This is a genomic window from Bacillus sp. FJAT-49711 (assembly GCF_018343715.1).
In the GTDB taxonomy this organism is placed as follows: Bacteria; Bacillota; Bacilli; order Bacillales; family Bacillaceae_C; genus Lederbergia.
The window spans coordinates 214,579-238,493 of record NZ_JAGYPL010000001.1; the positions used below are offsets into that span (position 1 = coordinate 214,579).

Annotated in this window: 21 protein-coding genes and 1 riboswitch; of the genes, 17 read left to right on the forward strand and 4 right to left on the reverse strand. The window is 37.3% G+C overall.

The features are described 5' to 3' along the window. Positions 1–63 precede the first annotated feature (63 nt). Together KHA96_RS01125 and rnhC are read right to left on the reverse strand one after the other, a co-directional pair. A complete protein-coding gene (locus tag KHA96_RS01125; protein WP_213127461.1) occupies positions 64–297 on the reverse strand; it encodes a hypothetical protein in 234 nt (77 codons plus the stop codon). A gap of 182 nt (positions 298–479) precedes the next feature. Beyond that, positions 480–1,412 (reverse strand): ribonuclease HIII, encoded by a 933-nt coding sequence (gene rnhC / locus KHA96_RS01130; RefSeq protein ID WP_213127462.1) that lies wholly within the window; start codon positions 1,410–1,412, stop codon positions 480–482. A 157-nt stretch (positions 1,413–1,569) separates the two neighbouring features. Here rnhC and zapA point away from each other — a divergent pair, with 157 nt between their 5' ends. The 5 genes from zapA (at position 1,570) to KHA96_RS01155 (ending at position 7,041) form a co-directional block, all read left to right on the forward strand. After that, the gene (gene zapA / locus KHA96_RS01135) at positions 1,570–1,830 is read left to right on the forward strand and encodes a cell division protein ZapA (protein WP_213127463.1); all 261 of its coding nucleotides are present in this window, start codon (positions 1,570–1,572) and stop codon (positions 1,828–1,830) included. Between the two features lie 7 nt (positions 1,831–1,837). Continuing rightward, positions 1,838–2,377 carry a CvpA family protein gene (locus KHA96_RS01140; RefSeq protein WP_213127464.1) on the forward strand — a complete coding sequence of 180 codons (540 nt, stop codon included), beginning with the start codon at positions 1,838–1,840 and terminating at the stop codon, positions 2,375–2,377. 123 nt (positions 2,378–2,500) lie between these two features. After that, positions 2,501–4,219, forward strand: coding sequence for a DNA polymerase/3'-5' exonuclease PolX (polX, locus tag KHA96_RS01145; protein WP_213127465.1), 1,719 nt, complete (start codon positions 2,501–2,503; stop codon positions 4,217–4,219). A gap of 16 nt (positions 4,220–4,235) precedes the next feature. Further along, a complete protein-coding gene (locus KHA96_RS01150; RefSeq protein ID WP_213127466.1) occupies positions 4,236–6,593 on the forward strand; it encodes an endonuclease MutS2 in 2,358 nt (785 codons plus the stop codon). A 40-nt stretch (positions 6,594–6,633) separates the two neighbouring features. Next, positions 6,634–7,041 (forward strand): DUF350 domain-containing protein, encoded by a 408-nt coding sequence (locus tag KHA96_RS01155; RefSeq protein ID WP_213127467.1) that lies wholly within the window; start codon positions 6,634–6,636, stop codon positions 7,039–7,041. A gap of 1,683 nt (positions 7,042–8,724) precedes the next feature. On the opposite strand, the gene KHA96_RS01160 is transcribed toward KHA96_RS01155, so the two are convergent. Beyond that, on the reverse strand, positions 8,725–9,645 hold the full coding sequence (locus KHA96_RS01160; protein WP_249315199.1) for a Gfo/Idh/MocA family protein: 921 nt from the start codon (positions 9,643–9,645) through the stop codon (positions 8,725–8,727). Between the two features lie 143 nt (positions 9,646–9,788). Here KHA96_RS01160 and KHA96_RS01165 point away from each other — a divergent pair, with 143 nt between their 5' ends. The 8 genes from KHA96_RS01165 to KHA96_RS01200 all read left to right on the forward strand — a co-directional run bounded on the left by KHA96_RS01165 (position 9,789) and on the right by KHA96_RS01200 (position 19,207). Next, a complete protein-coding gene (locus KHA96_RS01165) occupies positions 9,789–11,486 on the forward strand; it encodes an AMP-binding protein (protein WP_213127468.1) in 1,698 nt (565 codons plus the stop codon). A gap of 370 nt (positions 11,487–11,856) precedes the next feature. Beyond that, positions 11,857–12,441 (forward strand): TetR/AcrR family transcriptional regulator, encoded by a 585-nt coding sequence (locus tag KHA96_RS01170; RefSeq protein WP_213127469.1) that lies wholly within the window; start codon positions 11,857–11,859, stop codon positions 12,439–12,441. Between the two features lie 22 nt (positions 12,442–12,463). Continuing rightward, entirely contained in the window at positions 12,464–13,237 is a 774-nt protein-coding gene (locus tag KHA96_RS01175) for an enoyl-CoA hydratase (protein ID WP_213127470.1), read from the forward strand. Positions 13,238–13,636: 399 nt separating this feature from the next. After that, positions 13,637–14,401 carry an electron transfer flavoprotein subunit beta/FixA family protein gene (locus KHA96_RS01180; protein WP_213127471.1) on the forward strand — a complete coding sequence of 255 codons (765 nt, stop codon included), beginning with the start codon at positions 13,637–13,639 and terminating at the stop codon, positions 14,399–14,401. Between the two features lie 13 nt (positions 14,402–14,414). Next, positions 14,415–15,398, forward strand: coding sequence for an electron transfer flavoprotein subunit alpha/FixB family protein (locus KHA96_RS01185; protein ID WP_213127472.1), 984 nt, complete (start codon positions 14,415–14,417; stop codon positions 15,396–15,398). A 78-nt stretch (positions 15,399–15,476) separates the two neighbouring features. Continuing rightward, the gene (trxA, locus tag KHA96_RS01190) at positions 15,477–15,791 is read left to right on the forward strand and encodes a thioredoxin (protein ID WP_213127473.1); all 315 of its coding nucleotides are present in this window, start codon (positions 15,477–15,479) and stop codon (positions 15,789–15,791) included. Positions 15,792–15,882: 91 nt separating this feature from the next. Beyond that, a complete protein-coding gene (gene uvrC / locus KHA96_RS01195) occupies positions 15,883–17,655 on the forward strand; it encodes an excinuclease ABC subunit UvrC (protein ID WP_213127474.1) in 1,773 nt (590 codons plus the stop codon). Positions 17,656–17,701: 46 nt separating this feature from the next. Beyond that, positions 17,702–17,889: riboswitch (Lysine riboswitch) on the forward strand. An 85-nt stretch (positions 17,890–17,974) separates the two neighbouring features. Beyond that, positions 17,975–19,207: an aspartate kinase gene (locus KHA96_RS01200; protein WP_213127475.1), complete on the forward strand. Its 1,233-nt coding sequence runs from the start codon at positions 17,975–17,977 to the stop codon at positions 19,205–19,207. Between the two features lie 43 nt (positions 19,208–19,250). Here KHA96_RS01200 and KHA96_RS01205 read toward each other — a convergent pair whose 3' ends face one another. Further along, on the reverse strand, positions 19,251–19,712 hold the full coding sequence (locus KHA96_RS01205) for a YslB family protein (RefSeq protein WP_481748198.1): 462 nt from the start codon (positions 19,710–19,712) through the stop codon (positions 19,251–19,253). Between the two features lie 268 nt (positions 19,713–19,980). On the opposite strand from KHA96_RS01205, the gene KHA96_RS01210 reads away from it, so the two are divergent. From KHA96_RS01210 to KHA96_RS01225, 4 genes are all read left to right on the forward strand, one after another. Then, positions 19,981–20,613 (forward strand): succinate dehydrogenase cytochrome b558 subunit, encoded by a 633-nt coding sequence (locus tag KHA96_RS01210; protein ID WP_213127476.1) that lies wholly within the window; start codon positions 19,981–19,983, stop codon positions 20,611–20,613. Positions 20,614–20,657: 44 nt separating this feature from the next. Further along, a complete protein-coding gene (gene sdhA / locus KHA96_RS01215) occupies positions 20,658–22,418 on the forward strand; it encodes a succinate dehydrogenase flavoprotein subunit (protein WP_213127477.1) in 1,761 nt (586 codons plus the stop codon). Positions 22,419–22,420: 2 nt separating this feature from the next. Continuing rightward, complete coding sequence (gene sdhB / locus KHA96_RS01220; RefSeq protein WP_213127478.1) at positions 22,421–23,188, forward strand: succinate dehydrogenase iron-sulfur subunit; 768 nt, start codon at positions 22,421–22,423, stop codon at positions 23,186–23,188. 302 nt (positions 23,189–23,490) lie between these two features. Further along, a complete protein-coding gene (locus KHA96_RS01225) occupies positions 23,491–23,715 on the forward strand; it encodes a helix-turn-helix domain-containing protein (RefSeq protein ID WP_213097590.1) in 225 nt (74 codons plus the stop codon). Positions 23,716–23,915 lie beyond the last annotated feature (200 nt).

A 23,915-nucleotide genomic window follows, 5' to 3' on the forward strand; every position in this document is an offset into this window, starting at 1 on the left:
TTAAACAAAAAAAAGGAGAAAAAATATAAATTTACCATATATATTTTTCTCCTATATATTTACCTATTCTGGTAAGTTTACTGAAAAAGACTCTATATCTCTGCAACGGATTACAGTCAGTCTGCGTTCTTCAAAAGGTGAAACTAAAACAGATTCAATTACTTTTACTAAGCAATCGAATGTAACCTCTTGAAGTTCACCTTCAATAACGTCCCCGGACTGTGTGTGGATAGAAACGAATTCCCCCCGAAATTGATTGAGTGCTCTACACAACTCATCGTGGCACGAAACTCCCAAATTATCCATCTCCTTTAATAAAATAGATTTCTGTTTAATATATTCAATCCTTCTTATTAAAGAGAGGGCTTATATCATTTGATATGAAAAATAGATTAATGTGCTAGGATTATGGTGTAAATGCAGGCTGAAAGTATTCCGAAATAAAAAAAATGAGTGGAATTGGAGATTCTTCCACTCAATTAATACAAACCAGCAATTTTCTTAGCTTTGCTTGTGTTCGCAAAATGACTCTTTGCAAATTGATGTAGTGCAGATATTCCCTTTGTCTTAATCAATCTTGCCGCATCTTGATCTACTTTAGAACCTGCTCCTTTTGTTAATGTGAAACCAGCTTTTTTACTTAATTCGTCAAATGCTTTTAAAAAAGCATAACGTGCTAATATGGAAGCAGCGGCAACTGATAGGTGAATGCTTTCGGCTTTTGTACTAAAATAAACATTCTCCCTTAAGATTTCTTTCTGACCTTGGAGATGACGGAAATATATTGGTGCCTCTGCAAATTGATCAATAAGAATGGCCTCAGGCTTCTCGGGTTCAATTTTTTTTAGTAAATGATTTAAGGCCTGGTTATGGAGAAGAGCAGTAATTTTACCTTGGGTCATTCCAGAAGACTGCAATTTATTATATTTTTCATTTGATAATGTTAATAGGCTATAAGGAAGAAAAGTAAGTAAATCTTTGGCAATTTTTGTGATCTGTGAATCCGTTAAATTCTTTGAGTCTTTTACTCCCAGTTCCTTTAAGAGTAACATCTGATCATTTTTTACAAATGCTGCAACAACAGTCATGGGTCCAAAATAATCGCCTTTTCCAACCTCATCGGAGCCGATTGCAGACAATGATGATATATTCGGCGGAAGAGGTGTCCCTGAAGTTTTTGTTTGAGCTGGCTTAGTTAATTGTTTGCTGGACTGACCCCATTGTTTTGCTTCCTCTTCATTTCCAGTTCCTTGAAACATTACTTTGCCAGAACGATAGGCAGTAATTGTGCAGCCATTTTTTTTTGCTGTAAAAATAGCTCCAGGTGGAGTTTTATTTGTTTTATTTTTTTCGTAAAATGATTCCATACTTTTAATAGTAGCTGTTGTCGCTTGAATAACTATATTCGCCAAAAAAACACTTCCTTTCATAATTTACGCTTTATATAACTGCACACGATCTTAATATCCTTCCTATTTTCCAGTCTGGCATATTTAGACAATATATTCCCATCTATTTTCATTCATGTTATGATATGTAATAGGATTCAATCGATTGGGGGCTAATGGTTTGACGGAAAATGAAAAGATTCGGGCCATGGTCATGATTTATGGTCAACAGTATACCATTTCCGGAACTGAAACGACAGAGCATATGCAGCAAGTGGCAGCTATTGTTGATAAAAAAATGCGTGAAATTAATTCAGTAAATCCTAATCTTAATACAGGCTCACTTGCAGTATTGACAGCCGTCAATACCATTCATGAATATATTAAACTACAAGAAAAATATGAAAAATTAGTAGAAGAATTTAAACATTTAAAGGACTGAACTTTTTATGCTAGACCTTATTTTAGTGGTTATTCTTGTTTTTGGCTTTCTAATTGGATTAAGGAGAGGCTTTATCCTCCAACTCATACATATGATAGGATTTATAGTTTCATTGATTATAGCGTACAAATATTATGAGGATCTTGCTCCGCTGCTTAAGCTTTGGATTCCGTATCCGAATTTGGGCGGTAATGATACGATTAAAATGTTGCTCGACGGGGTAAGTTTTGATACAGCTTTTTACCGCGTCATCGCCTTCGCCATTATCTTCTTTGCTGTACGAATTGTTTTAGGGATCATTGGATCTGCACTGGATATTGTTGCCAGTCTTCCGATCATTAAGGCAATTAATATTTGGGCAGGGGGCATCCTCGGTTTAATAGAAATGTATTTATTAATATTCATTCTTTTATACATTGCCGCACTAGTTCCGATTGCAATGATTCAAACTGCCTTGATGGATTCAACTATAGCGGATGCAATATTAAAAAATACTCCGTATTTCTCAGAAGAAGTTCAAAAATGGTGGCTTGATTATATTCAATAATAAGTGGCTGTCCCGAAGGAGAGTGGGATCCCTTTTATATAAAGGGGTCTAAACTTTTATAGGGCGGCCTCTTTTGTTATTATGTGATGTAAAGGAGAAATATCAGAACGGCTGGTGAAAACAATGAAAATAAATAAAAAAGATATCATACGTTTATTAGAACAAATTGCGATATATATGGAACTTAAAGGGGAAAATCCGTTCAAAACCGCAGCCTTTAGGAAAGCAGCTGGCGCATTGGAAACAGATGATCGGAGCCTATCCGAAATAACAAGTTTTACAGAAATCCCTGGTATCGGGAAAGGAACTAGTGCAGTTATTGAGGAATTTATACAAGAAGGGTCTTCTTCTGTATTACAAGAGCTGAAGGAAGAAGTTCCTAAAGGACTCATTCCCTTACTGCAATTGCCAGGACTTGGCGGAAAGAAAATTTCTAAATTATATCAGGAACTTGGCGTGGAAGACATCCATTCCTTAAAAGAAGCATGTGAGTCTAATCGTGTTGCAGGTTTAAAAGGATTTGGAAAAAAAACGCAGGAAAACATTTTAGCTTCCTTAGCTCAATTCGGGTCCCAACCAAGCCGCCTGCCGATTGCTTATATGTTACCTCTTGCAGTGCATATTGAAAATCATCTTAAGAAGATAAACGAAATTGTTGCTTTTTCTAGAGCAGGAAGTTTACGGCGGACTAGAGAAACTATTAAAGACCTTGATTTTATTATTGCTACAAATTCCCCCGCTGCAATTAAGGAACAAATACTTAAGCTGGATGGAATAAAGGAAGCAACAGCATCTGGTGATACAAAAGTGACCATTGTAATGAATGGAAAATACGAAGTTTCCATTGATTTTAGAATAGTAGCAGAAAAAGAATATGCTACAGCTTTACACCATTTTACAGGTTCAAAAGATCATAATGTAAGAATGCGTCAGCTTGCAAAAGAAAGAGGAGAGAAAATCAGCGAGTACGGTGTGGAAAATGTAGAAACAGGTGAAGTTTTAACGTTTAAAAGTGAACGTGATTTTTTCCACCACTTTGACTTGCCTTTTATTCCTCCTGAAATAAGGGAAGATGGAAAGGAAATCGAAAGCTACAACGCTCATACTGATTTGATCAGCTTAGAGGATATTAAAGGGGATCTTCATATGCATACAACATGGTCAGATGGAGCTTATTCTTTAGAGGAAATGGTAGAGGCGTGCAGGAAAAAAGGTTATAAGTATATGGCAATCACCGATCATTCGGAATTTTTGCGGGTGGCTAATGGTCTGTCTGTTGAACGGATTAAACAGCAAAATGAAGAGATTAGAGCATTAAATGAAAAATATGATGATATCCTCATTTTATCCGGTATTGAAATGGATATCCTTCCAGATGGGAGTTTAAATTACTCGGATGATGTATTGGCAGAACTCGATTTTGTCATCGCTTCTATTCATTCCAGTTTTTCGCAGTCACGAGAGAAGATTATGGAGCGGCTTAATAATGCTTTTCAAAATCCCCATGTTGATATGATAGCTCACCCAACTGGTCGGATCATTGGAAGGCGTAACGGATACGATGTCGATATTAACTTATTAATTAAACTGGCAAAAGAGACGAATACGGCACTTGAACTGAATGCTAATCCAGAAAGACTTGATTTAAGTGCTGAATATATAAAAAAAGCAATTGAAGCTGGTGTAAAGATTGCCATTAATACGGATGCTCATAATATTCAGAGTCTAGATTTTATGGAGATCGGTGTTTCAGCAGCAAAAAAAGGCTGGGTGAAAAGTACATCAGTCATCAATGCGATGGAGAAAGATGAATTGCTGCACTTTTTAAAGAGAAATGATTAGGGATGGAGTTTTAAATATGAATTCAAAAATACTAAAAACCCTTGAATTTAATAAAATCCTTGTTCAATTGGAGGAATATGCTTCTTCAGTATTAGGCGCTGAAAAAATAAAAAGTTTAATACCATCGACAATATTGGATGAAGTCGTAGAGATGCAAAATGAAACGGATGAGGCTGCTCATGTACTTAGATTAAAGGGGCATGCGCCACTGAGTGGAATTCATAATATTAAACCTCATGTGAAAAGAGCGGAAATTGGCGGCATTTTAAATGCCGTTGAGCTCATGCAGACAGCAAGCACGATTTATGCCGGGCGTTCAATGAAGCGATTCATTGAAGGCTTGCTTGAAAATGAAGTGGACATCCCAATATTGGAAAATAAAGCTGATCAAATTGTATTGTTGACTGAGCTTGAAAAGCAAATAAAAAATGCAATTGATGAGAGCGGGGAAGTTCTCGACTCTGCAAGTGAAGCATTGAGAAGCATTAGACAACAAACAAGAAGAAGTGAAGGGAAAATTAGAGAAAGGTTAGAAGGCTTAATACGAAATCGGAATGCTCAAAAAATGTTATCCGATTCGATCATTACGATTAGAAATGAACGGTACGTCATTCCCGTTAAACAGGAATATCGAGCCCATTATGGCGGGATTGTCCATGACCAATCTTCCTCTGGTCAAACACTTTTTATCGAACCGCAAGTTATCGTTGATTTAAACAACGCTTTAAGGGAATTGCAGTTAAAAGAAAAGCAAGAGATAAATCGCATTCTTGCAGAACTTTCGGCTAAAACAGCAGAATCAGCTGAAGATTTAAATCATTTAGTTGGTATTTTGGCAGAGCTTGATTTTATCTTTGCGAAAGCGCGTTTTGGAAAAGATATGAAAGCAACGAAGCCATCGATCAACCAAAAAGGAAGTATCCGCTTGTTAAAAGCTCGTCATCCTTTGCTGCCCATCGAGGAGGCGGTTGCTAATGATATTACTCTTGGTGATGAATATACATCTATGGTCATCACTGGCCCGAATACAGGCGGAAAAACCATTACATTGAAAACAGTTGGTTTATTAACGCTTATGGGACAGGCTGGACTACAAATCCCTGTTTCTGAAGGGTCTGAAATTGCTGTTTTTAAAGAAGTTTTTGCAGATATTGGTGATGAACAATCGATAGAACAATCCTTAAGTACTTTTTCATCTCATATGGTAAACATAGTTGATATTTTAAAGAAGGTAGACCATGAAAGTCTTGTTCTATTTGATGAGCTTGGAGCAGGAACGGACCCACAGGAAGGTGCTGCACTTGCTATTTCCATATTGGATGAAGTGTACAATCGTGGAAGCCACGTGATTGCAACAACCCATTATCCTGAACTAAAAGCATATGGTTATAATAGAACAGGAGTTATAAATGCAAGCGTAGAGTTTGATGTAGAAACATTACGTCCAACTTATAGGCTATTAATTGGGGTTCCTGGGAGGAGTAATGCCTTCGAGATTTCTAAAAGGCTTGGACTTTCAGAATCGGTTATTTCATCTGCCCGCTCGATGATAGATACGGAAAGTAATGAAGTTGAAAATATGATTGCCTCACTTGAAAAAAGTCGGAGAGAAGCGGAGCATGACTATGAAGAAGCGCATGATTATTTAAGAAACGCCGAAAAACTATTTCATGATCTTCAGCAGCAAATGATAGAATTTTATGATAGCAAGCAAAAAATGTATGATGATGCGGAAGCGAATGCTGGAAAAGTGATTGAAAAAGCAAAGGCCGAAGCGGAAGAAGTAATGTCCGAACTTCGTCAAATGAGGCTTGAAGGCGGAGCACAAATTAAAGAACATGAATTGATAGAAGCTCGAAGAAAGTTAGATGCAGCCTTACCGAAATTGGATAAAGACAACGAAAACATAAAAAGGAATAAGCAAAAGCGTGAGTTTCAAGCAGGTGATGAAGTAAACGTAACAACATTTGGTCAAAAAGGTCATCTTATAGAGAAAATTGGCCAAGATGAATGGCAAGTTCAAATCGGGATTTTAAAAATGAAGGTACAAGAGAAAGACTTAGTATTCATTAAAGGGGAAGAAAAAAAGGAAACAAAGCCGCTTGCAACTGTAAAAGGAAGAGATTTCCATGTGAAGTTGGAATTAGATCTGCGTGGGGAACGTTATGAAAATGCACTTTTAATGGTAGAAAAATATATTGATGATGCATTATTGGCGAACTACCCTCGTGTATCAATTATCCACGGGAAAGGTACTGGTGCGCTTCGTTCGGGAGTTACAGAATATTTGAAACATCATCGCGCTGTTAAACGTATAAGATTAGGTGAAGCGGGTGAGGGTGGAAGCGGTGTAACGATAGTAGAATTTAAGTAATCATTACATTACCCCTCCCAAAAACAAAGGGGGAAAGTAGATGGACTCTTTTTGGGAAAGTGCTTATATTCAGACAGCAGGATATTATAGTGTAACTGTCTTATGCATTGTTTTATTTCTGTTTATTTTTGAATTAGTCACGAAATATAAAAATTGGGAAGAAATTAAAAAAGGAAATATTTCTGTTGCAATGGCCACAGGAGGAAAGATTTTTGGAATAGCCAATGTTTTTAGGCATTCAATCCTTCATCATGACACTCTTTTTGTCATGATCGGTTGGGGGATATTTGGTTTCTTTCTTTTATTGACAGGGTATTTTATTTTTGAATTTTTAACCCCGAAATTTAAAATTGATGAAGAAATTGCAAATGATAACCGTGCCGTAGGTTTTATTTCACTCGTTATTTCAGTTGGACTTTCCTATGTCATTGGCGCGGGAATCCCATAAAAAGAAAAGCGGAAGGCGCCTTGTGCTAAAGTTGCTAGGCGTATGCTAGACAAGGAGTAGAATCTTGTGGAAAAACTTGCAAAAGTGCTGCTTGTTTTATGCGGTGTTTTTATTCTTGTAGGAATTATTTATTTAATAAATGTTTAAATGAAAAGAGGGGCTACTAAAGATAAGGCTAATGAAGAAGCCCCTTAAATTTAGTAATATGTTAAACTTAGCTGTTGATTTCCGTTACAGGCGGCTTCGCTTTCCGCGGGCGTGCCGGGAAGCCTCCTCGGCGCCTTAGGCGCCTGTGGGGTCTCCCCTGCCCCGTACTCCCGCAGGAGTCTTCGCCCCTTCCACTCCAATCAACAGATTCCTTTACTTAGGCTAAATTTAAAAAGGTAAAATTCCTTAATAATAATAACTGGTTCCGGTTAGAAGTACAAACAGCCTTATAACACTAAAATAAGAGCTTAAAATCGCAATGATTTTAGCTCTTTTTTTTATTGATATATCAATGTTTTTCTATAAAAATACCCATTTTTAGTCATATAAATAACAACTATTTCCCACTTCTTACAATGAATGTTGTAAGGTAGTTAATACATAGGCAATTTAGCATACCAATTCGAATACCATTTCCCATACCAATCATTCAGTCAAAGTCTTGGAATAATGGGAATATCAGAAACAAATACTTATACTCATCTAATATTTAATGCGATTCTCACGCTGTCTGTTATAAATGTACTCTTGTTTTTTAAATGAGGAATATCTCGCTGCCATTCCGCCGATAAGCATCAAAATACCACTAAACCAAGCGCCATAATTGTAGTAACCAAGAACAAAACACAGAATAGTTGCAAGGATTAAACCTATAGCCAAGAAAAACAATATTTTTTCATATGACCCTCCCCTTTTTATACCTATTTGGTCTGTTAACTGAATATTCCACCTTAATATTAAGTTTAACACAAAATATAAAAAACCTCTTAATATGAAAAATAAAAGCACTGTAAATTGCAGTGCTAATTGTAATTAAATTTGATATTTTTTAAGATGCAATTTGATATATTTTTCCCCTGTTTGTACCTATGAAGAGATCCAGTTATAATAATAAGGGGGTTTTACCTTTTTTGCTGTCTAATTATAGTATTAAAACGAGTGCTGTGGTATGTAGGAAGTTTTAGTCGATTTTTAGTAGTTGCCCATTGATTGGAGCGGAAGACTGCGACTCCTAATCGGCTAAAGATGGACACGTCCTGTGGATACTGGGACCTTAGAAACCGTATAAGGTAACCGACTTACTTAACACCTTATTTGAATCAGTTTAGTATGTTGGATCCTTGAGATTGTGTATAAGAAAGTGGAATAGATAAGGTACTGTGAAGACTTCTTTGAAATTTGATTTTAGGATGACCTTGTTGCTTCGAATTCAGTTGCTCAAATCCCCACAAATAATGAGCGCCAATATCCCTTTTTTATCTAACTATGTCAGAAGCTGATACAAGTTTATTAAGACTGTTGATTGGAGCGGAAGGCCCTGAGACTCCTGCGGGAGTACGAAACAGGGGAGACCCCACAGGCGCGCCAAGCGCCGAGGAGGCTCCCCGTACCGCCCGCGGAAAGCGAAGGGCCTGGAGCGCAAATCAACAACTCAGTTTAAGAGTAAGTGACCTTCTAAATATCCCCCCTCTTTTGTCATTTCTTAAAATGTTGAACAATTTTTTCGGCGAGTATATGTGACTCTATATCACTTTCATATCCATTGTATGGTTGACCCTCATTTCGAACTAGTTCTAAAAAATGAGCAATGATATGGTGGAAGCCTCTTTTTTCGAGTGTAGGCTGCCAGTCATCACTTCCATAGTCAAGGACTTTCTTGTCTTTATGTGAAGTAATATTACTAACATTTATTACTTTTCGCGTCTCATCTGAGCTCATTACCTCCACCATTTCTTCTGTAGTTCCAGCATCGCGATTCATAATTCCAATCGCCGTTCCTTCCCGTGATTCAAGTTGCAAGGATACGTGATGAAGCATTCCGCCATGCTGTTTTCCACGAATAATAACATCTTCAACCGTATAAGGTAATAATTCGAGTAAAGTATCAATAACATGAATAAAATCATCAAAAATAAAAGTTCTTGTATCTGCAGGATGATGTCCACGATTTTTCTGCATGATGATCATATTTGGGCTCGGTAACTCTTTTAGCTTTTTGTATGAGGGCGCATATCTGCGATTAAAACCAACCTTGAGAATAAGTCCTTTTATTTTTGCTTTTTCAATAAGTCTATTTGAGGACTCAGCAAAATAAGTGATGGGTTTATCGACATATACGTGGATTCCGTTATCCAATAGTTGATCAATAATTGCTTCATGGGATTCAGTTGTACTATGAATAAATGCTGCTTTGATGCCACTTGCCAATAACGCATCAATCTGTTGATAAGTATGATTTATTCGATATGTAGCGGCAATATCGGCCAACGTTTTTTCATTACGCGTATAAACATGGAGTTCAACCCCTTTCTTTTGCGTTAATATAGGTAAGTAAGCTTTCTTTGCGATATCTCCTATCCCAATCATCCCAATTTTCATTTTAATCACCTTTAACATATATATTTTGATTCCTATATCTATAATTATATAAAGAAAGTATTATTCCTTCATGAAAAAATTGAATGAAGGATATTCTTATCATATAATGTAGGGGAGATGTTATAATTTTCAAACTGTTCATTAAAACGAGGGGGGATTGTATGGAAAAGAAGCCATGGTTGAAACTGTATCCTGAATCAATACCAACAACGTTAGAATATGAACCGAAAACTGTCCAATCTTATTTAACAGAAGCAGCAAAATCGTATCCCGATAAAACGGCCGTCCATTTTATGGGTAAGGAAATGACCTTCAAGGAGATATATGATTGTGCTTTAAAGATGTCTAATTATCTTCGTGGCATTGGCATTGAAAAAGGAGATCGTGTTGCTATAATGCTTCCAAATTGTCCACAAGCTGTTATTAGTTATTATGGTGTTTTGTATGCAGGAGGAGTGGTTGTACAAACGAATCCTCTTTATACAGAGAGGGAACTTGAGTATCAAATGAAAGATTCTAGGGCAAAAGCGATTATTTCACTAGATATTCTATATCCACGTATTTCGAAAGTAATGAAAAATACAAAGCTTGAAAATATAATTGTAACCGCTATCAAGGACTATTTGCCTTTTCCTAAAAATATTATCTATCCGTTTATTCAAAAAAGAAATACCGGGATTGTTGTCAATGTAAAACATGAAGGAAATCAACATTTATTTAAAAATATTATGGCAGAGGCTAATCCTACTTATTATGAATATGAGTTTGACTATGATAATGATTTAGCTCTCCTTCAATATACAGGGGGAACAACAGGGTATCCGAAAGGAGTCATGCTCACTCACAAAAACTTGATTGCAAACGCTACTGCCTGTGATGCTTGGCTTTATGAAGCGAAAAAAGGAGAAGAAACCATTCTAGGATTATTACCTTTCTTCCATGTATATGGTATGACAACAGTATTAATTTTGGCGGTCATGCAAGGATATAAAATGCTTCTCCTGCCAAAATTCGACGTTGATACTACGCTGAAAACAATTCACAAACAACGTCCAACCATTTTTCCAGGTGCCCCAACCATATATATAGGTATATTAAACCATCCTGATCTTCACAAGTATGATCTTTCCTCCATTGAATCGTGTTTAAGTGGATCCGCACCACTTCCTGTAGAAGTCCAGCAAAAATTTGAGGAAGTTACTGGAGGCAAGCTAGTTGAAGGATATGGATTAACAGAATCATCTCCAGTCACACATGCTAATTTTATTTATGGACAGAAAAGGGTGAAAGGCAGTATCGGAGTTCCATGGCCAGACACAGAGGCAGTGATCATTTCCGCTGAAACAGGAGAACCCGCTCAGCCGCGTGAAATAGGCGAAATTGCAGTTAAAGGTCCCCAAATTATGAAAGGGTATTGGAACAGGCCAGAAGATACCGCTGCTACCTTTAAGGATGGGTGGTTATTAACGGGGGATATGGGTTATATGGATGAGGAAGGTTTTTTCTATGTAGTGGATAGAAAGAAAGATATGATAATCGCTGGAGGCTTTAATATATATCCAAGGGAAATTGAAGAAGTCCTTTATGAGCATCCAGCCATTCAAGAATTAGTTGTTGCTGGAGTACCTGATGCTTATCGTGGTGAAACCGTAAAGGCATATATTGTGTTAAAGGAAGGGGCGAAAGCAACGGAGGAAGAACTTGATGAATATGCACGAAAATATTTGGCGGCTTACAAAGTACCAAGAATCTATGAATTTCGTAAAGAATTGCCTAAAACCGCTGTTGGTAAAATACTGCGCCGCGTTTTGGTGGATGAAGAAAGAAATAAATTGCATCATGATGAAAAACTCGGTTAATAAAATGGAAATTATGAGCCGAAGCGGCTCTTTTTTGGATTTTGCTGTCCAGCTACGGCGCCTAATAACTAGTAAATTTTTTGTTCTTATAGCTTGCTTAGTCAACATCAATTTGTTCTAAAGGCTTAGCGTGTTATGGCACGTCAAACGCCGAAGAACATATGTTGACTAAAAATCGCCACGTGTATTGTGGAAAAACCAACGGACCACATTTTGTCCATTGATAAGCAAGGTGCTTGTGCTTTTCTTTGTTGAGGATACTTGACATAAAAAAAAACAGTCTTTATCATAGAGATATGAATGAACAATCATTCATTTTAAGCAATGAAGCTCTGAATATGTTGTGATGAGCAGTAAGTAGGTGAACTTGATGAAAAGAAATAAACCGAAGTATAAACAAATAATTGATGCAGCAGTAATTGTCATTGCTGAAAATGGCTATCATCAATCACAAGTTTCAAAAATTGCGAAGCAAGCTGGAGTAGCGGATGGTACAATCTACCTTTATTTTGAGAATAAAGAAGATATATTAATATCCGTTTTCCGCGAAAGAATGGGTTACTTCGTCGAAAAAATGAAAGAAGTTATTGCAGGAAAAGAAATGGCAGCAGAGAAATTATTAGTCATGATCGAAAACCATTTTATGATCCTTTCGAAAGATAGAAACTTAGCTATTGTAACTCAACTAGAGTTAAGACAGTCAAACAAAGAGCTTAGAATGAAAATTAATGAAGTTTTAAAAGAGTATTTGCATGTCGTTGATGATATTTTACGCTTTGGACAAGAACGAGGCGAATTTGATAAGAGTATGGATATACGTCTTGCACGACAAATGATATTTGGAACGATGGACGAAACCGTCACAACTTGGGTCATTAATGATCAAAAATATGATTTAGTTTCGCTTGCGCCTTCTGTTCATAGTCTACTTTTACATGGATGTGCGACAAGATAAAATGGTCAAGGAGTGAAAAGAAATGTCATACTTATCTTTTGAAAAAGATGGAAATGCCGCCATTATTACGATTAATCGGCCACCTGCAAATGCGCTATCATCCGAATTGATTCTAGATATTGGCAGTTTGCTTGATCAATTGGAGCAAGATGCGGAAGTACGGGCAATTTTACTTCATGGTGAAGGTCGGTTTTTTTCTGCAGGTGCTGATATAAAAGAGTTTACCCGTATTGCGAATGGAGAGGAATTTTCAAAACTTGCAGTAAATGGGCAAGAAGTCTTTGAAAAAATAGAAAACTTTCCAAAGCCAATTATTGCAGCGATCCATGGGGCTGCTTTAGGCGGTGGACTCGAACTTGCAATGGCTTGTCATATTAGGATTGTTAGTGAAAATGCGAAGCTCGGTTTACCTGAATTACAGTTAGGTTTGATTCCTGGATTTGCTGGTACTCAGCGGCTCCCGCGATTAGTGGGAACAGCTAAAGCTGCTGAAATGCTATTTACAAGTGATCCGTTATCGGGGATTGATGCTGTGAGATGGGGCTTAGCTAATCTTGCGTTCCCTGAGGAGCAGCTTGTAAACAAAGCAAAAGATATGGTGCGTAAAATTGCAGCTAAGAGTCCCATCGCATTAAAAGCTGCGATTGAATTACTTCAATATAATAAGGATGATGAGTTTTATAAAGGGGTAAGGCAAGAAGCTAAAGCATTCGGTTTCGTATTTGATTCAGAGGATAGCAAAGAAGGAATTCGTGCCTTTCTTGATAAACGTCAACCTAAATTTACAGGCAAGTGATTGAATAAAATAGACTCTAGGAATAATAATGACAGTGAAAAAGTACATTTAAAGTAGAATTCCTTATACTAGTTTGTTAATTTGCTTTCTAGGCGCATCGCTTTCCGTGGGAGGGGTAAGGGGCTTCCTCGGCGTAAGCGCTTGTGGGAACTCTCTGTCCATACCCGCAGCGGTTTTCCGCTCCAATCAACAATATTGAAAACCATTGTTGCTTCCTAATTTAGATAGAAAAATAGGATTTGATTTGTTTTGCATAAATAAGAAACAAATAATTCTACGAATATAAGAAAATATCCCCTTTTTAAATGTAAGAAGAGATATAAAAAGTGTGACAAGAAAATTTGACCATCGGACTCAGTGAATGCATAGACTCTATTAGATTCCCAGGAGGTTTGTTCAATGAATATTTTTGTAATCATGAAAAGAACTTTTGATACAGAAGAAAAGATTTCTATTTCCGGCGGTAAAATTAATGAAGATGGTGCTGAATTTATTATTAATCCTTATGATGAATATGCTATAGAAGAAGCTATTCAAGTCCGCGATGAACACGGCGGGGAGGTAACAGTTGTTACAGTAGGTGGAGAAGATGCGGAAAAGCAACTTAGAACTGCTTTGGCAATGGGTGCAGATAAAGCAGTATTAATCAATATTGAAGATGATATTGATGAAAGCGATCAGTATACGATATCTACTATTATCGGAGAATATTTAAAAGATAAAGAGGTAGATTTAATTCTAGCTGGAAATGTTGCAATTGATGGCGGCTCCGGCCAAATAGGTCCTAGAGTTGCAGATATACTAGGAATTCCACATGTTACGACTATTACGGAGTTAGAAATTAGTGGAGATAAGGTATTGCTGACTAAAGATGTAGAAGGTGATTCTGAAATTATTGAAACATCTTTACCTTTGCTGGTTACAGCACAGCAAGGTTTAAATGATCCGCGCTATCCTTCTCTTCCGGGAATTATGAAAGCCCGAAAGAAACCATTGGAAGAACTTGAACTTGATGATTTGGATTTAGAGGAAGAAGATGTTGAGGCAAAGACAGAAACGATTGAAATATTTCTCCCACCTGCAAAGGATGCTGGGAGAATATTGGAAGGTGATATTGAAACGCAAGTGAAGGAACTTGCAGGCTTGTTAAAAAGAATAGTATAAGGAGGGAATAAGCATGGCGAAAAAAGTGCTCGTACTAGGTGAACTGCGAGAAGGTTCTTTAAGAAACGTATCATTTGAAGCGATTACAGCCGGTAAACAAATTGCAAATGGCGGAGAAGTTGTTGCTGTTTTAGTCGGAGATCACATCGGAAATCTTGGGGAAGAAATGATTCAATATGGAGCAGATCGTGTTTTAACTGTTGAGGATGAGAAGTTGAAACATTACACTTCGGATGGTTATTCCCAGGCTCTCCTTTCAATTATTGACGAGGAAAATCCTGAAGGGATTGTATTCGGACACACAGCCCTCGGGAAAGATCTTTCTCCTAAAATTGCCAGCAAACTAAACATTGGCCTTATTTCAGACGTTACTGCCATTGAAGTAAAAGATGATGATAATATTTTTACAAGACCCATCTATTCTGGAAAAGCATTCGAAAAGAAAAAAATAATCGATGGTATTGTTTTTATTACAATACGTCCAAATAATATTGATTCATTAAGAAAAGATGAAAACAAAACAGGAGAAATTCAATCCATGTCGGTTGAAATAAAGGATTTACGAACAATTATTAAAGAAGTAGTTAAGAAGACAAGCGAAGGTGTTGACTTATCAGAGGCGAAAGTCATTATTGCTGGTGGTCGCGGAGTAAAAAGTGCTGAAGGGTTCGAACCGCTTCAAGAATTAGCTAATGTTCTTGGGGGGGCTGTTGGTGCATCTCGAGGTGCATGTGATGCGGACTATTGTGATTATTCTCTGCAAATAGGGCAAACTGGCAAGGTAGTGACACCAGATTTGTACATTGCATGTGGAATTTCAGGAGCTATTCAACATTTAGCTGGCATGTCCAATTCTAAAGTTATTGTTGCCATTAATAAGGACCCTGAGGCAAATATCTTTAATGTAGCTGATTATGGCATTGTTGGTGATCTTTTTGAAGTGGTTCCACTCTTAACTGAGGAATTTCGTAGAATGAAAGCAGGCTCTCCAAATTGAGCAAATGATTAGCGTGTTCTAATGGATGATGGTATACTTGCGCTATGTTAGGAATGTATCAATAAGGAGGTATGAAATATGGCAATTATGCACGCAACTGATGAAAGCTTTTCCACTGAAACAAGTGAAGGCGTCGTATTAGTGGACTTTTGGGCACCTTGGTGTGGTCCATGTAAAATGATTGCTCCTGTTTTGGAGGAACTCGATGCAGAACTTGGTGAAAAGGCAAAAATCGTTAAAGTAGACGTTGATGATAACCAAGAAACTGCAAGTAAATTCGGTATTATGAGTATTCCAACATTGGTCGTCCTCAAAAACGGTGAGCTTGTTGATAAAACTGTAGGTTTCCAACCAAAAGAGGCACTAGCAGAATTGGTGAATAAACATCTATAAGAAATAAGGAATGCAAAATCCGAGCTTTATGGCTCGGATTTTTTTCTATATAATAAGATATATGCTTTTGTGATAGATTGAGGTGATTTTTATGAACGAGATAATAAAACATAAATTGGAGATATTGCCCGATCAGCCGGGGTGTTATGTGATGAAAGATCGCCAAGATACAATTATTTATATAGGTAAGGCAAAAATTTTAAAAAATAGGGTGCGTTCCTATTTTTCCGGTACACATGATACGAAAACACAGCGGCTTGTAAATGAAATTGAGGACTTTGAATATATTGTGACTGGTTCTAATATTGAAGCACTAATTTTAGAAATGAATTTGATTAAAAAGCATAGTCCAAAATACAATATTATGCTCAAGGATGATAAGAGCTATCCATATATTAAATTAACGAATGAAAGACATCCACGACTGATCATTACTCGGAAGGTAAAAAAGGATAAAGGAAAATACTTTGGCCCATATCCGAATGCACAGGCAGCAAATGAAACTAAAAAGCTTCTTGACCGCCTCTACCCTCTTAGAAAATGTCAAACCCTTCCCGATCGAGTTTGCCTATATTACCATCTAGGACAATGTCTAGCACCGTGTGTTAATGAAGTTGCCGCAGAGACATACAAACAAATGACAGATGAAATAACGAAATTTTTAAATGGGGGATTTGCATCAATAAAAAATGATTTGCAGAAAAAAATGTTAGAGGCAGCTGAAAGCCTGGAGTTTGAAAGGGCTAAAGAATTTCGTGATCAAATTACCCATATAGAGACTACAATGGAAAAGCAAATAATGATGTCATCCGATTTTACAGACAGGGATGTATTTGGATTTGCATTAGATAAAGGCTGGATGTGTGTACAAGTATTTTTTATTCGTCAAGGTAAATTAATTGAAAGAGATGTTTCACTTTTTCCTGTTTACAGTGAGCATGAAGAAGAATTTCTAACCTTTCTTGGTCAGTTTTATTCTCAAACGAACCATTTTAAACCGAAAGAAATCCTTATACCTGAATCTGCCAATCAAGCATTGGCGGAGCAATTATTAGAGGTTAGAGTCGTTCAGCCGAAAAAAGGACAAAAAAAAGAGCTTGTTAAATTGGCTACTAAAAATGCTCAAATAGCGTTGAAAGAAAAATTTGCTCTTATAGAAAGAGATGAAGAGAGAACAATACATGCGGTAGATAGATTAGGGGAGGCAATGCAAATATACACGCCTTACCGAATCGAAGCATTTGATAATTCTAATATTCAAGGCACAGACCCAGTTTCAGCTCTTGTAGTGTTTGTCGACGGGAAACCCGATAAGAAAGAGTACCGGAAATATAAGATCAAAACCGTAAAAGGACCGGATGATTATGAATCGATGCGTGAAGTTGTAAGAAGGAGATATATGAGAGTATTGCGTGAAAATCTCCCGTTGCCTGATCTGATTATTATTGATGGAGGAAAGGGTCAAATCGATGCAGCAAAGGATATTTTAGAAAACGAACTAAATTTGCATGTACCAGTTGCAGGGTTAGCAAAGGATGAAAAACATCGAACTTCACAATTATTATTTGGTGATCCACTTGAAATTGTTCCATTGGAACGAAATAGCCAGGAATTTTATTTGCTGCAAAGAATACAAGATGAAGTTCACCGATTTGCCATAACTTTTCATAGACAATTACGCGGGAAATCAGCTTTTCAATCAGCACTTGATGAAATACAAGGAATCGGCCCTGTTCGTAAAAAGGCATTACTGCGGCATTTTGGATCTTTGAAAAAAATGAAGGAAGCGACTGTTGAAGAGATTATTAATTTGGGAATACCAAAACATATTGCTGAAGGATTAAAGGATCAATTGGACAAATAGCTATTGAGTATAATACAACTCGATGGTATAATTGTTTCAATTTCATAATTTCGATAGAGGTTGCAAACTTTCAATAGTAAAAATCATGAGAAGAAGGGCTTCAATGAATGGTTTTGAAAGGGTTAGTTTGCCGAAGTGGAAAAGGAGCCCTTTTTCTATTCCGCTGGTCCTGCGTTTAAGAAATGTAGGATTGTCAAAATGGATTTTAAATCCTTTTGGAGAGCTATCTCATGTTGTGATCATGTTAATGTGCGTTTCACAAGCAATGAGTATAAATGCTCATTGCTTTTTTTATTAATATTGGAGGGATGGCAGAATAATGGGCTTAATAGTCATCAAGTTTGGAGGCTCATCACTGAGCACTACTGATAAAATTAAAAATGCTGCGCAAAGAATTCATTCGCTGAAAAAAGGAGGCAAAGACGTTGTAGTCGTAGTTTCTGCTATGGGAAAAACGACTGACCAGCTTCTTGGACTGGCAAGTCAAATTACAGATAATCCTGCCAAACGTGAAATGGATATGCTTTTGGCTACTGGAGAACAAGTTTCAATATCTCTTTTGTCTATGGCTTTAACGGAAATGGGGACTCCCGCTGTATCCTTTACTGGTTGGCAAGCTGGAATTGTTACTGAAAAGATTCATTCCAATGCACGTATTGTTGATGTGAAAACCGATCATATTAAAGAAAAATTAAATGAAGGAAAAATCATAGTAGCTGCAGGTTTTCAAGGGGTTACTGAGGATGGAGAAATTACTACATTAGGTAGAGGAGGCTCCGATACAACTGCTGTAGCTTTAGCAGCAGCATTAGAGGCAGAGCGTTGCCTCATTTGTACAGATGTAACGGGCGTATTCACATCCGATCCTCGATATGTCCCGCAAGCAAGAAAACTTCCATCTATTTCATATGATGAAATGCTTGAACTTGCGAATCTAGGGGCTGGAGTTCTACATCCACGTGCAGTTGAATTTGCAAAAAATCACCGGGTCCCGCTTGAAGTTAGATCAAGCACAGAAAATGAAGAAGGAACGATCATCGAGGAGGAAGTATCAATGGAAAATAGCCTCGTAGTAAGAGGAGTAGCATTTGAAAAAGATATGACAAGATTAACGATTTTCGGCTTAAAAAATGAAATGACAGGATTATCTGCTGTTTTTTCGGAACTGGCCAACAATCAAATTGATGTAGACATCATTATACAAAGTCAGACAGATGGAAATAAAACGAATTTATCTTTTTCAATAAAAAATAAAGATCGCCAAGCAGCTGTGCAAGTACTTGAAAATCAAAAAGACAAAATTGGATTTGATAGCATTGAATATGAAGCAGGTCTTGCCAAGGTTTCCATTGTTGGATCAGGAATGATTTCGAATCCTGGGGTTGCAGCTAAAATGTTCCAAGTTCTTGCAGACAAAAATATTCAAATTAAAATGGTAAGTACATCTGAAATTAAAGTGTCAGTTGTCATCAACGAAGATAAGATGAAAGAGGCTGCAGTGACTCTTCATGAAGCTTATCATTTAGGAGAAGCAGTAGAAAACGTGCAATAACATAAAAAGGCTGTTCAATCTTAACAAGATTGAACAGCTCAAATTATTTGATCGGATCTTTGCGGTCCCAACGTACTGTAATAAAAACAAGGTTTTTCTTTTTATTTAATTCCGCATATGCTTCACACAAAAATTGTTTTTGATTTTGAATTTGTTCAGCTATAAATCCGGCTTCTAAAGTAAAGCAAGGCTCGGCATTCATTTGGATTCTTCTATCCACTAATTTTCCATTAAGCTCTAACTTCATCTCGTTTTTGTTTTCTTCAACGAGCTTCAGTTCCCCCCAAGATGCTTCTTGAAAAAAGGAACTAATTTCTTCAGTAGAAAGCAATGGAAATTTGCGGGCTATGTGTTTACCTGCCCAATAAGAGATTTCATGAGTATCCTTGCCAAGAATTCCGGGAATCAATATATCCCGAAGTAATTCATATCCGAATACAGGAATATCCATTTGAGTATCTGATTCAGGTGAATTAAGAAGTCCTTGTTCCAATGATGATTGCACTAAAATCCCCTCTTTCTGTATGACCTATTATATACAAAAAGAGGCGCTTTTGAAAAAGTATTTAGCATTAGGGTAGAATAAATTTATGAAAACATATTATTTTGGAGTATTAAAAAGGTGAAACCGTTGCCTTGACGCTTCCTAATGTCGGGAGTAGAATGGATATGTCACATAATTGTTATAATACATTTTGTGTTGTTTGACATGCAGTCATTTCGAACACACTTCGTCTGCAGCACAGAGTCTTAACTACTAAGGGGGGTAAATTGTGGCAGGTAAAAATGAGTTTTTTTGGCGTAGGCTGCATTCCTTGTTGGGAGTGATCCCAGTAGGTATTTTTGTAGTGCAGCATTTAATTGTCAACCATTTCGCTACGCGTGGTGAGGAAGCATTTAATAAAGCATCAGGATTTATGGGAAGTCTTCCATTTGTTATTTTCCTAGAATTCGCAGTTATTTACATACCAATTCTTTTTCATGGAATTCTTGGGCTTTATATTGCGTTTACGGCAAACAATAATCCTACAAAACTTAGCTTTTTCCGTAATTGGATGTTCACGATCCAGCGGATCACAGGGGTTATTTTATTGGCATTTATCGCTTGGCACGTGTGGGAAACTCGGATTCAGAAAGCGTTTTTTGATGTAGAAGTAAATTTTGATATGATGGCAAATATTTTATCTAATCCAGTTGCACTGATTTTATACTTTATTGGTATTCTTTCAGCTACATTCCATCTATCCAATGGGTTATGGTCGTTTCTCGTTAGATGGGGAATTACACAATCACCTTCATCTCAACGAATTTCGTCATGGGTAATGGGTGTGTTATTTGTAGTTATTTCTGTAATCGGTATTCGCGCGGCGTTAGCATTCGCTTTTCCGGATCTTTTCGTAGGATAATTAGGCTGAAAGAAAATCAATGGTGAGAAGGAGTGAGTCATAAGATGAGTAATGGAAAGATCATCGTGGTCGGTGGTGGATTAGCCGGCTTGATGGCAACTATAAAAATAGCAGAAGAAGGAAGTCAAGTAGATTTATTCTCACTTGTACCAGTAAAACGATCTCACTCAGTATGTGCACAGGGTGGAATTAATGGTGCAGTAAATACAAAAGGAGAAGGGGACTCTCCGTTAATCCATTTTGATGATACGGTTTATGGCGGAGACTTTTTAGCCAACCAACCTCCTGTTAAAGCAATGTGTGAAGCAGCTCCTGGGATCATTAACTTATTCGATAGAATGGGTGTCATGTTTAACCGAACACCAGAAGGTTTGCTGGATTTCCGTCGTTTCGGTGGGACTCAGCATCATCGTACGGCATTTGCTGGGGCAACAACTGGCCAGCAATTGTTATATGCGTTGGACGAGCAGGTTAGGCGCCATGAAGTTGCAGGCCTCGTAAATAAATATGAAGGCTGGGACTTTTTGGGAATTATTCAAGACGACGCAGGAATTTGTCGTGGTATTGTTGCTCAAAACATGACTTCAATGGAAATCCAATCTTTCCCTGCAGATGCTGTTATTATGGCAACAGGAGGACCTGGAATTATTTTTGGTAAATCAACAAACTCTGTGATCAATACAGGTTCAGCGGCATCTATTGTATACCAGCAAGGAGCTGCATATGCAAATGCTGAATTTATACAAATTCATCCAACCGCAATCCCTGGTGATGATAAGCTTCGTTTAATGAGTGAGTCTGCACGTGGTGAAGGTGGACGAATTTGGACATATAAAGACGGTAAGCCATGGTATTTCTTAGAAGAAAAGTATCCTGCATATGGTAACCTTGTTCCTCGTGATATTGCAACACGAGAAATTTTCCATGTCTGCGTAGATATGAAGCTTGGAATTAATGGCGAAAACATGGTATATCTTGACCTTTCTCATAAAGATTCACACGAATTAGATGTAAAGCTCGGTGGTATTATTGAAATATATGAGAAATTTACTGGAGAAGATCCACATAAAGTACCGATGAAAATTTTCCCTGCCGTTCACTATTCAATGGGTGGTCTTTGGGTGGATTATGAGCAACATACGAATATTGAAGGTTTATTTGCTGCAGGAGAATGTGATTATTCACAACACGGAGCAAACCGTCTCGGTGCTAATTCCCTGTTATCAGCAGTATATGGTGGAATGGTAGCTGGTCCGGAAGCGGTTAAGTATATTAAAGGGTTGGAAAAAAGCTCTGATGCTTTTTCATCTTCTTTATATGAAGGTGCAGCTAAACACGAGCAAGAAAAGTATGCAAATATTTTGTCCATGAATGGTACAGAAAATGCTTACGTCCTTCATAAAGAGCTAGGAGAATGGATGACCAACAATGTTACAGTTGTTCGCTACAACGATAAATTGCAAGAAACAGACAATAAAATTCTTGAATTAATGGAACGATGGAAAAATATTAATATTAACGATACAACTAATTGGAGCAATCAAGGGGCACTGTTTACAAGGCAACTTTGGAATATGCTTCAACTTTCCCGTGTCATTACGATTGGTGCATTAAACCGTAACGAAAGTCGAGGAGCACATTACAAACCTGACTATCCAGAGCGTAATGATGAAGAATTTCTTAAGACAACAATGGCAAAATACAATGCAAGTACAAATACTCCTGAATTTAGCTATGAGGATGTGGATGTTTCTCTCATTAAACCTCGTAAACGCGACTATTCAAAACAGAAAGAAGTGAAATAATGATGAGTGAAAATAAAAAAGTCACTTTTATCATAACTCGTCAAGATAATCCTGAATCACAACCTTATGAGGAAAAATTTGTATTGGATTATCGACCAAATATGAATGTAATATCGGCATTAATGGAGATAAGACGAAATCCAGTCAATGCGGATGGGAAAAAAACATCTCCCGTTACTTGGGACATGAACTGTTTGGAAGAGGTATGCGGAGCTTGCTCCATGGTGATCAATGGTCAGCCACGCCAATCATGTACAGCACTTATTGATAAGCTTGAGCAACCGATTCGTTTAGCACCGATGAATACATTTCCTGTTGTACGTGACCTTGTCATTGATCGAAGCAGGATGTTTGATTCATTGAAGAGAATTAAAGCATGGATTCCGATTGACGGGACGTATGATCTTGGTCCTGGACCAAGGATGCCTGAACGGAGACGTCAGTGGGCATACGAATTATCAAAGTGTATGACATGCGGAGTTTGTTTGGAGGCATGTCCGAATGTAAATAGCAAAACAAACTTTATCGGACCTGCATTTCTTTCTCTCGTCCGTTTATATAATGCTCATCCGACAGGAGCAATGAATAAAGACGAACGACTTGAGGCGTTAATGGACGAAGGTGGCATATCCCAATGTGGGAATTCACAAAACTGTGTGGAAGTTTGTCCAAAGGGAATTCCTCTTACTACATCCATTGCGGCTATGAACCGTGCTACTAACATTCAAATGTTTAAGAACTTCTTTGGAAGCGATCATATGGTAGATTAAAATATTTGGGATTACCCTTTTTAGGGTGATCCTTGTTTATTTTTCAGCACCACATCATAACATTTGCATTATATGGAATAGGCATGAATAAATGAAAAACATGATTAATCACCTGTATGTTTACAATACTTCGGACGTCCATTATGTTTTCTATAAAAAATGGATGTTTTTTTCGCCTATTTCGCTATTTCTTGCCTTCATGATGTCACTCACATTATTTGCTTCACATATGATATGGTGACAATCAAAAAATACCCATCCCCGCGGTTTAAAGCTGGCGAAGGCAAGGAGGGTTACAATAGTTGAAGGAGAATGAATTCACACACAAACCGCTGCTTACAAAAAGAGAAAGAGAAGTCTTCGAACTGTTAGTTCAAGATAAAACGACTAAAGAGATAGCAAAAGACTTATTTATTAGTGAAAAAACAGTTCGAAACCATATATCCAACGCCATGCAAAAGCTCGGAGTAAAGGGCCGATCCCAAGCTGTCGTGGAACTCTTGCGCATGGGAGAATTAAAGTTATAAAAGCAAAACCGGCTCTCCATTTGGGAGCCGGTTTTGTTAGCCTTAAACTGTTGCTTAATATCCCTTAACAAAATAATGGACAAGCCCGGTATTAAATAATGAAAAATTTTTTTCAATAAGCAATAAAATGCAATAAATCTTCAAAGTCAATAGAATAGAGGCTTTGAAGATTTATTATATTGATTATTAATTTTTAGTAA